The sequence below is a fragment of the Allorhizobium sp. GW101-3B10 genome (genome assembly GCF_059424725.1).
Map to the genome: position 1 here is coordinate 1,579,282 of NZ_JBWKZR010000001.1, position 13,407 is coordinate 1,592,688.

A 13,407-nucleotide genomic window follows, 5' to 3' on the forward strand; every position below is an offset into this window, starting at 1 on the left:
ACCGATGCACGACACCTTCCAGTTCACCCTCAAGGCCACGTCGGGCAAGGCCCGTCTCGGCGAGATCTCGATGCCGCGCGGCGTGATCCGCACGCCGGCCTTCATGCCGGTCGGCACGGTCGGCACGGTCAAGGCCATGTATCTCGACCAGGTGCGGGAAGGGGGCGCCGACATCATTCTCGGCAACACCTATCACCTGATGCTGCGCCCCGGCCCGGAGCGCGTCGCGCGCCTCGGCGGCCTGCACGAGCTGATCCGCTGGCCTGGCCCGATCCTCACCGATTCGGGCGGCTTCCAGGTCATGTCGCTGTCCGGCCTCAGGAAACTCGACGAGCAGGGCGTGACCTTCAAGAGCCATGTCGACGGCTCGACCCACCATATGTCGCCGGAGCGCTCGATCGAGATCCAGGGCATGCTCGACAGCGACATCCAGATGCAGCTCGACGAATGCGTGGCGCTGCCGGCGGAGCCCAAGGACATCGAGCGGGCGATGGAAATGTCGCTGCGCTGGGCCGAGCGCTGCCGCGTCGCCTTCGGCAACCAGCCGGGCAAGGCGATGTTCGGCATCGTCCAGGGCGGCGACATCCCGGACCTGCGCGTGCGCTCGGCCGAGGGCCTGAAGCAACTCGATCTCAAGGGCTATGCGGTCGGGGGCCTCGCGGTCGGCGAGCCGCAGCACGTCATGCTGGAAATGCTCGGCATCACGCTGCCGGTGCTGCCGACGGCAAAGCCGCGCTACCTGATGGGCGTCGGCACGCCCGACGACATCCTCAAATCGGTGGCCGAAGGCATCGACATGTTCGACTGCGTCATGCCGACCCGTTCCGGCCGCCACGGCCTCGCCTTCACCCGCCGCGGCAAGGTCAATATCCGCAATGCCCGCCACGCCGAGGACATGCGGCCGCTCGACGACCAGTCGAATTGCCCGGCCAGCCGCGACTATTCCCGCGCCTATCTGCATCACCTGGTCCGCTCCAACGAAGCGCTCGGCGGCATGCTCCTGTCGTGGAACAACCTGTCCTACTACCAGGAACTGATGCAGGGCATCCGCAAGTCGATCGAGGAGGGCCGCTTCGAGGACTTCAAGGCGGAGACGATGGAAATGTGGGCCCGCGGCGACATCGATCCGGTTTGACGGGGCGGCGGGGCAGACGAGGGCGCTTGTTAGCCTTCCGCTGCATTCGGTCCGCAATTGCGCTCCCCAACCCCTCCCCACTAGGGGGAGGGGCTAACGTCGTCGTTTTGGTCGAACCGAGGAGCGAACCGCTCGTCTTCTCCCCCCTTGTGGGGGAGATGGCCGGCAGGCCAGAGGGGGTCTTTCGCGAAGTGGTCTGCAATCTCTTGCCGGCTAAAGGCTAGAGGTTGGGCGAACCTCGCTTAGCCGCCGAGCCTGACGGCGAGAAACTCTCCTGCCAGTTCAATGCCTTCCGCCGATATCGTGTGATCGAGACCGGGAAGGATCCGGCTATCGACGTCAACGCCCAGCGCCTGCAAGGTGGCAGCCGCCTTGACCGTCTCGGCAGCCGGGATCACCGAATCCGCCGCGCCATGGACGAGCAGCACCGGCGTTGCCAGGCCCGGCGAAAGCGGAAGCGGCGAGGCGAGGCGGCCGGAGAATCCGACGATGGCGCCGACCGGCCAACGTCCGGAAACCAACGCGTCGAGCGCCATGATCGTGCCCTGCGAAAAGCCGACGAAGGCGACCCGGTCGAGCTTTTCGGTAAATCCGTATGTCTCGATGGTCTCGCGAATGACGCGATCGAAGTCGGCGCGTGCGGCTTCGATGCGGCCCGCCCGGTTCTCCTCGGTCACGCCGGCAATGCTGAACCACTGCTGGCCCATGCCGTAGGGAAAGGGGAAGGGCGCATCGGGCGCGGCAAAGGCCGTGCCGGGCAGGGCGTGGCGCAAGGGGCCCGCGAGCGGCAGGAGGTCTTCACCCCGGCTCCCGACGCCATGGAGGAAGACGACGAGGCGGGTTGCGTCATGCATGATCAGACCCTCGACACGGTGACGGGATCGAGGCCGGGCAGGTCCGGGCCGATCGGCACGATCAGGTTCGGGTTGAGCGCCTTGATCGAGTAGTAGCCATGCTTGATATGGGGAATGCTCACCGTCTCGCGCACGCCGGGCAGGGCAAGGAAACGCAGCATATAAGCGGAGAGCGCCGCATAGTCGGCAAGCCGGCGCAGATTGCACTTGAACAGGCCGTGATAGGCGGCGTCGAAACGCACCAGCGTGACGAACAGGCGGATATCGGCCTCCGTCACCTGATCGCCGCTCAGATAGGCCCGTCCGTCGGACAGCCGCGCCTCCAGCGCGTCGAGCATGTGGAAGACGTCGGCGAAGGCTTCCTCATAGGCGACCTGCGTCGTGGCGAAGCCGGCGCGATAGACGCCGTTGTTGAGCTTCGGATAGATCTCGGCATTCATCGCCTCGATCTCCTCGCGCAACGTCTCCGGATAGAGGTCGATGGCGTTCTTTGCCAAGGTCCCGAAACCAGTATTCATCATACGCAGAATGTCGGCGGACTCGTTGTTGACAATCGTGCCGGTCTTCCTGTCCCACAGCACCGGCACGGTGGCGCGGCCGGTATAGGTTGGATCGGCCCTGATATAGATCTCGTGCAGGTAGGTGGCGCCATTGACCGTATCGCGATCGGCGCCGGGGAAATCGCCGAAACGCCAGCCGAAGTCGGTGAGGGCAGGTTCCACCACGGATACCGAGATCACGTCTTCGAGCCCCTTCAACTGGCGTCCGATCAGGGTGCGCGAGGCCCAGGGGCATATCAACCCGATATAGAGATGATAGCGTCCCGCCTCGGCCTTGAAGCCGCCAGTGCCGGTCGGGCCGGCTTGCCCGTCGACGGTCACCCAGTTGCGGAAGCCGGAGGTCTGGCGCACGAAGCCGCCCTTGGCGTCGGTCGCCTGTACCGGCTGCCAGTCGGCCGTCCATTTTCCGTTGACGAGCATGGTTGGTCTGTCTCCCGCGTTTCGTGAGATCCACCCATAGACCGCCCAGGCGGCCGGGGAAATGCCGGAGCTGTGCGACAAACCGTTGCCGGATCACGAACAATGAAGGAAAGCGGGATGCCGGCGCCTATGGCCTGGCGTCGATCTTGTTTTGCAAATGGGCCTGTTCCTGCGGGGAGGGCAAGCGCGGCATGGCCATGGCCTCGAGCAGCGAATCGCAAATCGCGTTTCGCAATTGCTTGGAGGTCCGAACCGTCAGCTTCTTGTCGAGCCATTGGGCCGCCTGCATCAGGCCGACGCCCTCGCGCAAGGCTATCTCTTCTGCGCGACGCAGTGCCCATACTTCACGTTGTTCGCGCTCGTTCATGGGTTCACTTTCAGTTTTGCGAAAACTTCTTCTGTCGATTCGTTTACAAAGAATATCAGAGCATGTTTTCTTTCTATTATTGTCGGGAGCAAGGTTAGGCTGTCGTCGTCTTTTTGCCGGATCTTTTCTTTGGCCGCACCGTCGTCATACTCCATGCCGGGCCAGCGCCACCGCGGCGATCCGGGATGGCGCAAACGTCGGCGAATATGATATCCCGCGAACGGGCCCAGGGCGGACAGCGCATCGGCGAGAATGGGAAGAGCGTGAGCGACGACGAACATCAGGGAGAGCCGGCGGCCGACACACCGACGCCGCGCATGCTGGCCTGGTCGCGCAATTCGGCGCTCTATCGTCTGTCGCGCCGGATGATGACCGAGCGGGAGCTGTCCGACGCCATCGCGCGCAAGGCAAAGCAGAAGTTCGAGGACATTTCGGAGGCGCAGGTGAAGGCGCTATCGGCGGCGGCGGTGGAATTCGGCCGCAGCATGCTGGCGCTCGACGATACGGCCTATGCCGAGATCCGGGCGCGCTCGTCGGCACGCAGCGGCAAGTCGAAGCGCGCCATCGGCCGCAAGCTGATCGAGAAGGGCGTTGATCGCGAGATCGTACAGCAGGCGCTGGAAGAGACCGACGATTTTCTCTCGGCTCTGGTCTTCGCCCGCAAGCGGGCCTTCGGTCCGTACCGCCGGCCTGACGTCGAGGTCGACGACAAGCGCCAGTCGAAGGAATTTTCCGCCTTCGCCCGCAACGGCTTCGGCTTCGAGATCGGTCGAAGGGTGATGGCTATGGACCGCGACGAGGCGGAGGAGATGCTGGCAGGACGGCCATTTGTATGATGGCGGGGAGCTGCCGATAGCGGGCGGAAGGCGCAGCAGCGGGGGTTGGCCAAAGCCACATACAAAGATCGCATAAGATAGATTATGGAACTTTACCAGATACTGGGAACGGGGTGTCCGCAGCATTTGACCATGGCAGCCATAGGCCTAACTCGGCTTGAGACCAGGCGCTGTCAAAATCAGAATGCGTGGAATGTCAACGTCGTCAGCGTGCGGTCGACATCGGGAATGTCGACGAAGATCGCATTGACGTATTTGCCTACGTCCTGGCCGTCGGGAACGTAGATCTTGGCCAGGAGGTCATATTCGCCACTGGTCGAATAGAGTTCGGACACGACTTCCTTTTCGTAGATGCGGTCCGCCACCTCATAGGTCTTGCCGGGCCGGCAGCGCACCTGGATGAAAATGCAGTTCATCGTAGATCTCCTCGCTGAACATTCACGAAATCAACAGCTTGCCGAACACTTCTCATGTGCGGAGCGAACATTTCAGGCCGCAGCCTCGACCTCGACCTCAAAGGCGAGCTGGTCATAGGCCGGTTCCACATGCGGCGGGGTTTCCGCCATCACCGTCTCATAATCGAGCGGAATATGCATATGGGTCAGATAGGCGCGGCGCGGCTTCAGCCGCTCGATCCAACCGAGCGCCTGTTCGAGCGACAGATGGCTCGGATGATGCCGGTATTGCAGCGCGTCGATGATCAGCACGTCGAGGCCGTCCATCCTGGCGACCGTCTCGTCGGGGAAGTCGCTGACGTCGCAGCAATAGGCGACATCGCCGATCCTCAGCCCCAGCGAGGGAATGTCGCCATGCTGCTGGACCAGCGGCTGGAAGCGGATTGTGCCGCCCTTCCCCGTGATCTCCAGCGGCTGCGAAAGATCCTCGATGATGATCGGCAGGACGATCGGCGGATAGTTGCTGCCGGCCGGCGTTTCCAGGCAATAGCCAAAGCCCTGACGGATGCGCGCCATGGTGTCGGCCTCGGCATAGATCGGAATGCGATGCTTCTGCATGACGAAATAGCCGCGCAGGTCGTCAATGCCGTGCAGATGGTCGGCATGGGCATGCGTATAGATCGCCGCGTCGACATGCTGCACCTTGGCGGCGACCATCTGCTCGCGAAAGTCCGGACCGGTATCGACGATCACCGTCGTCATGCCGCCGTCGGGCGCGAACTGCTGCACCATGAAGGAGGCGCGGGTGCGCCGGTTGCGCGGATTGTTCGGATCGCAGGCACCCCAGTCGCCGTTGATGCGCGGCACGCCCGGTGACGACGCGCATCCGAGGATGGTGAAGCGGCGGCGATAGATCATGCTCAGAGCCTCGGCATCTTGGAAAAGAGGCGAAACGCGTTGTCGGTGGTGATCCGTGCCATCTCGTCAAAGCTCACACCCATGGTCTCGGCCAGGACCTCGGCCGTGTTGACCACATAGGACGGCTCGTTGCGTTTGCCCCGCCAGCGCTTCGGCGCGAGATAAGGCGCGTCGGTCTCGACCAGCAGCCGGTCGAGCGGCAGGCCCTTGGCGATGTCGCGCAGTTCGGTCGACTTCGGGAAGGTCAGGATGCCGGAGAAGGACACATAGCCGCCGAGCTCGATGCCGGTCTTGGCCAGCGCTTCACCGGAGGAGAAGCAGTGCAGGATGAAAGGGAAGGCCCCCTTCCCCATTTCCTCGGTGAGGATCGCCGCCATGTCCTCGTCGGCGCTGCGGCTGTGGATGACAAGCGGCAGCTGCGTGCGGCGCGAGGCCTCGATCTGGCGCAGGAAGCCGGTCTTCTGATCTTCCGGCTTCTGCGTGTCGTAGAAATAGTCGAGCCCGCATTCGCCGATGGCGACGATCTTGTCATGGCTTTCCGCCAGGCGCACGAAATCGTCGGCCGTGACGTCCAGCTCCTCGTCGGCATTGTTCGGATGGGTGCCGACCGAGCAGAAGACGCCCGGATAGCGTTCCGTCAGGGCCAGCAGCGTATCGAGCTTCTTCACCCGGGTGGAGATCGTCACCATCTGGGCCACGCCGGCTTGCGTGGCGCGGGCGACCAGTTCGTCGCGTTCCGCGTCGAAGTCGGCGAAGTCGAGATGGCAATGGGTATCGATCAGCATGGACGTATCAAGCCTTCGCGTCCGCTTCCGGCGCGACATAGCGCGGGAAGACCGGCGCCGGCGCCTGAAGCTCGGTTCCGGGAACCAGACGGCCGGCTTCGCCAAGGGCGGCAAAGTTGCGCTTGTCGGCGGGTGCGGCGACCAGATCCAGCAGCTTCTCCGCCGAGGCCGGCATGATCGGCTGGAAGAGGATGGCGATCTGGCGCACCACTTCGGCCGTGACGTAGAGCACGGTTTCCATGCGCGGCACGTCGGTCTTGCGCAGCACCCAGGGTTCCTGCGCGGCGAAATAGCGGTCGGCCTCGTTGACCGTGCCGATGATCGTGGCCACCGCCTTGTGGATGGCCTGCTCGGCCATTTCGGCGCGGCAGGTGGCGAGCATGGCGTCGGCGGTCGCCAGCATCGCCCTGTCTGCGTCGGTCAGCGGACCGGGCGCCGGGATCTTGCCGTCGCAGTTCTTGGCGATCATCGACAGCGAGCGGCTGGCGAGATTGCCGATGCCGTTGGCGAGGTCGGCATTGATACGGGTGGCGATCGCCTCGGCGCTGTAGCTGCCGTCATGGCCGAACGAAACCTCGCGCAGGAAGAAGTAGCGCACCTGGTCGAGGCCGAAATGGTTGACCAGGTCGACCGGGTCGACGACGTTGCCGAGCGACTTCGACATCTTCTCGCCCTTGTTGAGCAGGAAGCCGTGCGCGAAGACGCGCTTGGGCAGCGGCAGGCCCGCCGACATCAGGAAGGCCGGCCAGTAGACGGCGTGGAAGCGAATGATGTCCTTGCCGATGATGTGCACGTCGCACGGCCAGTACTTGGCGCGCGGGCCGTTTTCGTCTTCGACATAACCGGTCGCGGTGATGTAGTTGGTCAGCGCGTCGACCCAGACATACATGACGTGCTTGGGATCGTTCGGAACCTTGATGCCCCAGTCGAAGGTGGTGCGCGAAATCGACAGGTCCTTGAGACCGGATTTCACGAAGGAGATCACTTCGTTGCGGCGCTCGTTCGGGCCGATGAAATCGGGCTGGTCCTCGTAGAGCTTGAGCAGCTTGTCCTCATAGGCCGAGAGACGGAAGAAATAGCTTTCCTCCTCGACCCATTCGACCGGCGTGCCCTGCGGCCCGTAGCGCACGCCGTCGGCGCGCAGCTCGGTTTCTTCTTCCTGGTAATAGGCTTCGTCGCGGACCGAATACCAGCCGGCATAGCTGTCCTTGTAGATGTCGCCGTTCTTCTCCATCCGGCGCCAGACTTCCTGGACGGTGATGTGGTGGCGCTGTTCGGTGGTGCGGATGAAGTCGTCGTTCGACGAGTTCAGCATCCTGCCCATGGCGCGGAATTCGTCGGAATTGCGCTTGGCGAGATCCTCGACCGCGATGCCCTCGGCCCGCGCCGTCTGCTGCATCTTCTGGCCATGCTCGTCCGTTCCGGTGAGGAAGAAGACGTCCTTTCCGTCGAGCCGCTGGAACCGCGCCATGGCGTCGGTGGCGATCAGCTCGTAAGCATGGCCGATATGCGGCTTGCCGTTCGGATAGGCGATGGCTGTGGTGATGAAGTAGGTGTCGTTCATGGTCGGTCTTTGTGATCCGCGTCGATTGCGCCTGTGGGAGTATCGCCGGTTCTTAGAGCATTCCTGCGCCTTTAGAAACAGCAGTTTTATCGAACAGCTGCCTTGCGCCGGGGCGATGGCGCGGCAGTCGGGGCCATCTTCGCCGTCTAGGCGGCGACGGTGGCGAGGATGTCGAGGATGGTCTGCTTACGCTCGAGATTGTAGGCGCCGGCGATGGATAGCTGCTCGGTGATCGAGGCGGAGAGCCGCGCATAGTGCTCCGCCCGGCCAAGATCGCCGGCGATCGCGGCGGCGCGTGCCTGTTCCATCAGGAATTCGCCGAGATGCTCGGTGAAGAAGCCGAAGGCGACGTCACTGTCCTTGGCGCTCAAGGCGTCGGCAAGCTTGTACATGGTGCGCCGCGCCGCCGGGCCCTGCTCGCTGAGCAGCTTTTCGAAGGCTTCGATGATGTCGGCGCCGCCGTAGTTCGCCAGCTTCAGCGCCCGCGCCACGCTGCCCTTGGAGAGCGACAGGATCGGCCCCGCCTGCGGCTCGGAAATCGACAGGCCGAGCTGACCGAGTGCCTGGCGCATCGCCTCGTCCGGGAGCGCCGCGAGCTTCAGCGGCAGGCAGCGCGAGCGGATGGTCGGCAGGAGCTTGCCCGGCGCGTGCGAGAGCACCAGGAACATGGCCCGCTTGGGCGGCTCCTCGAGGATCTTCAGGATGGCGTTCGCCGCATTGCGGTTCAGGTCGTCGGCGGGATCGATGATGACGATGCGCCAGTTGCCGGTGCCCGAGGTCTGCGAGAAGAAATGTCCGGCGCGGCGGACCTCGTCGATGGTGATCGCGGTTCTGACCTTGCCGGTCTTCTCGTCGACGGGACGGGCGAGGTAAAGCAGGTTGTGGCTGGCGCCCGAGGCGATCTGGCGGCTCACCCCAGAGGCCGGATCCGGGTCGGCGATCCGCTCCGGCGCGCTCTCGGGATCCGGATGCGACAGGACATGATTGGCGAAGCGGAAGGCGAGCGTCGCCTTGCCGATGCCCTCCGGCCCCTCGATCAGGATGGCATGATGGCCCTTGCCGGAGCGATAGGTGCGCGCCAGGAACCCTTCGGCCGCCTCATGGCCGAAGAGCCGCGTGTTGGCGGCCGGCGCGATCGCCCCGTCGAGGATCCCGTGGCGTTCCTCGCTCATTCGGCGCCGACCGTTTCCGGCTGGCTCACCGGCTTGAGGCCGGCAAGCAGCGGCTCAACCGCCTCGGCTATGCTCTCGGCGATTTCGCCGACGCTGCGGTCGGCGTCGATCACGCGGCAGCGCTTCGGGTTGGCGGCGGCGATGTCGAGGAAGGCCTGGCGGCGCTTTTCATGGGTGTCGAGTTCTTCGCGCTCGAAGCGGTCCGGCGCCGCCTCGCCGCTCGCCTCCGCGGCCAGACGGCCGCGGGCGCGCTCGAGGCCGGTGGCTGCCGGAAGATCGAGAACCAGCGTCAGATCGGGCACCACGCCGTTCACCGCAATGCGCTCCAGCGCGTCGATGAATTCCACTTCCAGATTGCCGGTCACGCCCTGGTAGACGCGCGAGGAATCCATGAAGCGGTCGCACAGCACGACGAAACCCTTGGCGAGTGCCGGGCGAATCACCGTTTCGACATGGTCGTTGCGGGCGGCGGCAAACAACAGCGCCTCCATGCGGATGCCGAAAGGCTCGGCGGCGCCGGACAAGAGCACGTGGCGCAACGCCTCGGCGCCGGCGGAGCCGCCCGGTTCGCGCGTGGTGATGACGTCGAGGCCCCTGCGGCGCAAGCTGTCGGCCAGACGGCGAATCTGGGTCGACTTGCCGGCCCCCTCGCCTCCCTCGAAACTTACGAACAATCCGGCACCCGTCGACACTATCTTCGCCCTGCATTTTCGGCCACGCCGGCCATTTCGCCCTGTTTAGCGCATTCCTTAGGGCCGCGAAACCGCAATCGGAAGCCTCCAGATCGGCGAGACAGGATTCAGAGCCAGAAGAACAGCAGTTCGAACAGGGCGTCGCCGGCTTTCTGGCGCAGCGTTCCCTCGCCCACCGCGGCGGCACTCTGCAGCTTGACCTCGCGCAGCAGCCGCTCGCCCGCCAGCAGCTGGAGAACGCCCACCTCCGTGCCGGCAGCAAGCGGCGCTCGCAGCGGCCAGCGGTAGACGATGCGTGCCTGCAGCCGCTGCGGATCGTCGATCGGCACGAAGACATCGACCGGCCCGGCCGCGACCAGGTCGACCGCGCCGGAATCGCCGCCATAGACGCTCGCCGCGCCGATGGTCTGGCCCGGCTTGAACAGATGCCGCATCTCGAAGGTGCCGAAGGCCCAGTCGAACAGCCGCAGGGCCTCTTCCGTCCGCTCCTTGTCGCTCGCCAACCCGCTGATCGCCAGGAACAGCCGGCGTCCGTTGCGCTCCGCCGAAGCCACCAGCGCATAGCCGCTCTCCTCGGCAAAGCCCGAAGCCAAGCCGTCCACCCCGGCGGCACGGCCGATCAGCGGATTGCGATTGCGCTGCAGGATCTTGTTCCATTCGAATTCGGGCTGGGCAAACAGCCGGTAGAAGTCCGGATAGGTCGACTGCAGATGCCGCGCCAGCGTGACCATGTCGCGCAGCGTCGTGCGGTTGCCCGGATCCGGCAGGCCGGTCGGATTGACGAAGGTGCTGGCGGCAAGCCCAAGCGCCTTGGCGCGCGCGTTCATGCGGGCGGCGAATTTCTCCTCGCTGCCGTCGATGCCTTCGGCGAGGATGATGCAGGCGTCGTTCGCCATCTGCACGGCTGCGCCCTTCAGCAGATCCTCGACGCGCAGCTCGGATTTCAGCGCCGCAAACATGGTGGCGGTGCGCGACGGCGCGCCGCCGGTGCGCCAGGCGTGTTCGGAGACCTTGTAGACCGTGTCGAGCCCGATCTCGCGCCGCCTGATTGCATCGAACACGACCTCGAGCGTCATCAGCTTGGCGAGCGATGCCGGCGGCAGCGGCTTGTCCTCGCCCTTGGCGAGCAGCACGGTGCCGGTCGAGGCCTCGATCATCAGGACCTGGGCGGCCTTGGTCTCGAACAGGCGCGGGGCAGCCTGCTGGGCGAGGACGGAAGAGGAAAGAATTGAGGCGACGAACAGGAGGGCAAGGGCAAGGCTGTGTCGCATGGTCTACTTCTGCTCATCGCCGCTGGGGCCGCACGCCCCGGTTTGCGGCGCATCGACCGGCCTGGTGTCTAACGACGCGCGGACAGCTTTGTAGCGCCGCGCGCGACCGAGGACAGAATCGACGCCTCGGACAGGCCGTCATTGCGCACCATAATCGCCTCGAAGGCAAGCGCGGAGGGCGCTGTGGCCGCTTCCTCGGCATAGGCCGATGCGGCGCTTGAGGCGGGGAGCCTGAGATATTGGCCGTCGAGCGGACGTTCGGTCGGCATGGGCCCGAAATCGGGCAACATGACGAACTGGTCGAAGGCGCCGGTAGCGGACGCCGCCATGCCGCCGGCCGGATAGGGCGCGGACGGCGTCGGGCCGGCCAGGCTGGTCATCGTCGGTGCGGCATAGGACGGGTTCATCGGCATGACCGAATTGTCGGCCGAGGCGACCATCACGCCGCTGGCGATCTGCCCTTGCGGGTTGACGGCCGGCGAACGGTCGCCCTTCTTGATGTAGGAGGCCATCAGATAGGGCATGTCGTGACCGTCCATGCGGGCCGGACCGACATATTGCACCCGGACCTTGCCGGTGCCGCTGTGCGCCATGTCGAGCATGTCGGCGGTCTTGTTGGACAGGTCGATGATGCGGTCGGAATGGAAAGGTCCGCGATCGTTGATGCGCACGATGACGGAGCTGCCATTGGTCAGGTTGGTGACGCGTGCATAGCTCGGCAGCGGCAGCGTCGGATGGGCAGCGGACAGGTAATGCTGGTCATAAAGCTCGCCATTGGCGGTCTGCCGGCCATGGAAGGCCGAGCCGTACCACGAGGCGATGCCGGTCTTGTCATAGGCCGGATTGTCCTTGGGCACGTAGACCTTGCCCTTCACGGTATAGGGCTTGCCGACCATGTAGCGTCCGCCGCCCTTCGGCACCGGTCCGTTCTTCACCATGCGGGGGCTGGCCTTCACGCCATACTCCGATTCGGCAAAGTATTCCTTGGAGCGCTTGTTCTTGTTCTGGCTCTTGCCACCGGTCGTGGCGCAGGAGGCGAGGCTGGCGCAGAGCACGGTCAATGCGAGCCATTTCGCTCCGCTGATCAGAGTTGCGCCGCTCATGTCCGTCATCTGTCCCACTTGCCGAATTCCCGGTCACGGCCCCCTGCCGCCGCCGGTCTGCCCTGAGGCAACCTGCCGACCGTCCTGATACGATGCAGTAAACGGGCCACAACATGGCAGAATTGCGAACAATTGGCTCAAACTGTCCAGAACAAATGCCGACATGGTTAATAGAAAGATAACAACAATCACGACATACTATCTGCGGAATAGACGGTAGTTGCGGAGACGAACCCGGATAACCGTCGCGATGCAGGGCCCCGGCCGTTTCCCCGCCGTGCTCAAAACCGTCTTGCCAAGCGCCCTGTCATTGCGCATAAGGCGGTTCACCGGAGGAGTGTCCGAGCGGTTTAAGGAACCGGTCTTGAAAACCGGCGTGCGGGAGACCGTACCGTGGGTTCGAATCCCACCTCCTCCGCCAAGGTCGACCGAAATCAGCAGCTTTAGGGCGCAATAGTTCGAAGTGGCACTTGTCTGTCAGGGACATCGGCAGGGTGTGGAGACATGAGAAGAAAGCGCCTGAAGTATGCAGTCTTCACGCTCTGCCACATGTTCTGTGGCTGGAGGCTGATGAATAGCTATAAGCAGATTGCAGAACTGGGCAGCGGCACCCTCGCAATCGATGTTGTGAGCGGACGGTGCCGTTTCAATGGCGAAAATGTTCCAAGCCTGGCGATAGCCGGTGAGTTGCAGTTCTGGTTTGCCAAGGACTTGGCAGACAACAATATTCAGGCTGACAAGATCACCTCAGCAACGCTGACAGCCAGTTTGAGCCTCGGTGTGGTGAACAAGGGCAGTCGCGTCAAATCTCAATACTACTTCTCGGACGGGAAGCTCTTGAATTCGCATGATTATTGTCAATGCGGGATCGATTGCCGAAGCAAAATTGTCACCGATGAAGCGGAGTACACGAGCGCATATTCCGACATTGCGGAATGGCCGATCGATTTTGCGCCAGCGCCATGATCTTCTGAGGGTGGCACCCCGGTCCTTCCGGCCGATATCAGGTGCTCGGGCCCGTTGCCCGTGAAGTGGGTTCAACCTCACTGAGGCTCTGCCATCGCCATGTGAATTGAAAAACGCCGACCGTTCGGATTTTACCGATGGATTTAGGCGCAATGGAACCAGTTTTGCCGCAATGTGGTTATAGGAGCGAGCATTAGGAGCAAATACATGCGCGCCATATTCTTCGTCATCATCGCCTCGGTGCTCAGCATCTTGGCTTTCAAGTACAATGACAACTCGATGGGCCAGAACCAGCTGATGGCCTCGCCGATCGACGTCGCCGCGGAATAGCGTTCTCGGGCGCGATGCCGCGGCTTGACCGGCCGCGAC

16 protein-coding genes and 1 tRNA gene are annotated in these 13,407 nt (G+C 63.8%); 5 read left to right on the plus strand and 12 right to left on the minus strand.

The window, feature by feature from the left end:
• Positions 1-4 precede the first annotated feature (4 nt).
• Positions 5-1,135: a tRNA guanosine(34) transglycosylase Tgt gene (gene tgt, locus AC07Y0_RS07515; protein WP_498675992.1), complete on the plus strand. Its 1,131-nt coding sequence runs from the start codon at positions 5-7 to the stop codon at positions 1,133-1,135.
• A gap of 242 nt (positions 1,136-1,377) precedes the next feature.
• On the opposite strand, the gene AC07Y0_RS07520 is transcribed toward tgt, so the two are convergent.
• From AC07Y0_RS07520 to AC07Y0_RS07535, 4 genes are all read right to left on the minus strand, one after another.
• Entirely contained in the window at positions 1,378-1,989 is a 612-nt protein-coding gene (locus tag AC07Y0_RS07520; RefSeq protein ID WP_498675994.1) for an alpha/beta hydrolase, read from the minus strand.
• A gap of 2 nt (positions 1,990-1,991) precedes the next feature.
• Positions 1,992-2,969: a glutathione S-transferase family protein gene (locus AC07Y0_RS07525; RefSeq protein ID WP_498675997.1), complete on the minus strand. Its 978-nt coding sequence runs from the start codon at positions 2,967-2,969 to the stop codon at positions 1,992-1,994.
• 127 nt (positions 2,970-3,096) lie between these two features.
• Positions 3,097-3,336 (minus strand): hypothetical protein, encoded by a 240-nt coding sequence (locus tag AC07Y0_RS07530; protein ID WP_498675998.1) that lies wholly within the window; start codon positions 3,334-3,336, stop codon positions 3,097-3,099.
• On the minus strand, positions 3,333-3,617 hold the full coding sequence (locus AC07Y0_RS07535) for a hypothetical protein (RefSeq protein WP_498676000.1): 285 nt from the start codon (positions 3,615-3,617) through the stop codon (positions 3,333-3,335). The genes AC07Y0_RS07530 and AC07Y0_RS07535 overlap by 4 nt, the downstream gene beginning before the upstream one ends.
• Here AC07Y0_RS07535 and recX point away from each other — a divergent pair.
• Positions 3,600-4,172, plus strand: a complete 573-nt coding sequence (gene recX / locus AC07Y0_RS07540) for a recombination regulator RecX (RefSeq protein WP_498676002.1) — start codon at positions 3,600-3,602, stop codon at positions 4,170-4,172. The two genes, AC07Y0_RS07535 and recX, sit on opposite strands and share 18 nt — an antisense overlap.
• A gap of 179 nt (positions 4,173-4,351) precedes the next feature.
• Here recX and AC07Y0_RS07545 read toward each other — a convergent pair whose 3' ends face one another.
• From AC07Y0_RS07545 to AC07Y0_RS07580, 8 genes are all read right to left on the minus strand, one after another.
• Positions 4,352-4,588, minus strand: a complete 237-nt coding sequence (locus tag AC07Y0_RS07545; RefSeq protein ID WP_028735203.1) for an Lrp/AsnC family transcriptional regulator — start codon at positions 4,586-4,588, stop codon at positions 4,352-4,354.
• Positions 4,589-4,660: 72 nt separating this feature from the next.
• Positions 4,661-5,485, minus strand: coding sequence for an MBL fold metallo-hydrolase (locus AC07Y0_RS07550; protein ID WP_498676004.1), 825 nt, complete (start codon positions 5,483-5,485; stop codon positions 4,661-4,663).
• Positions 5,486-5,487: 2 nt separating this feature from the next.
• Positions 5,488-6,270, minus strand: a complete 783-nt coding sequence (locus AC07Y0_RS07555) for a TatD family hydrolase (RefSeq protein WP_498676006.1) — start codon at positions 6,268-6,270, stop codon at positions 5,488-5,490.
• Between the two features lie 7 nt (positions 6,271-6,277).
• Positions 6,278-7,834, minus strand: coding sequence for a methionine--tRNA ligase (gene metG, locus AC07Y0_RS07560; protein ID WP_498676008.1), 1,557 nt, complete (start codon positions 7,832-7,834; stop codon positions 6,278-6,280).
• Positions 7,835-7,980: 146 nt separating this feature from the next.
• A complete protein-coding gene (locus AC07Y0_RS07565; RefSeq protein WP_498676010.1) occupies positions 7,981-9,006 on the minus strand; it encodes a DNA polymerase III subunit delta' in 1,026 nt (341 codons plus the stop codon).
• Positions 9,003-9,698: a dTMP kinase gene (gene tmk / locus AC07Y0_RS07570; protein WP_498676011.1), complete on the minus strand. Its 696-nt coding sequence runs from the start codon at positions 9,696-9,698 to the stop codon at positions 9,003-9,005. Before tmk ends, AC07Y0_RS07565 begins: the two co-directional genes overlap by 4 nt.
• Before the next feature lie 107 nt (positions 9,699-9,805).
• On the minus strand, positions 9,806-10,969 hold the full coding sequence (locus AC07Y0_RS07575; RefSeq protein WP_498676013.1) for a D-alanyl-D-alanine carboxypeptidase family protein: 1,164 nt from the start codon (positions 10,967-10,969) through the stop codon (positions 9,806-9,808).
• Between the two features lie 68 nt (positions 10,970-11,037).
• Positions 11,038-12,072, minus strand: coding sequence for a septal ring lytic transglycosylase RlpA family protein (locus tag AC07Y0_RS07580; protein ID WP_498676015.1), 1,035 nt, complete (start codon positions 12,070-12,072; stop codon positions 11,038-11,040).
• Between the two features lie 331 nt (positions 12,073-12,403).
• On the opposite strand from AC07Y0_RS07580, the gene AC07Y0_RS07585 reads away from it, so the two are divergent.
• The 3 genes from AC07Y0_RS07585 (at position 12,404) to AC07Y0_RS07595 (ending at position 13,368) form a co-directional block, all read left to right on the plus strand.
• Positions 12,404-12,493 (plus strand) — tRNA-Ser (locus AC07Y0_RS07585).
• Between the two features lie 149 nt (positions 12,494-12,642).
• Entirely contained in the window at positions 12,643-13,038 is a 396-nt protein-coding gene (locus AC07Y0_RS07590) for a hypothetical protein (RefSeq protein ID WP_498676017.1), read from the plus strand.
• A 207-nt stretch (positions 13,039-13,245) separates the two neighbouring features.
• Positions 13,246-13,368 (plus strand): hypothetical protein, encoded by a 123-nt coding sequence (locus AC07Y0_RS07595; protein WP_498676018.1) that lies wholly within the window; start codon positions 13,246-13,248, stop codon positions 13,366-13,368.
• Positions 13,369-13,407 lie beyond the last annotated feature (39 nt).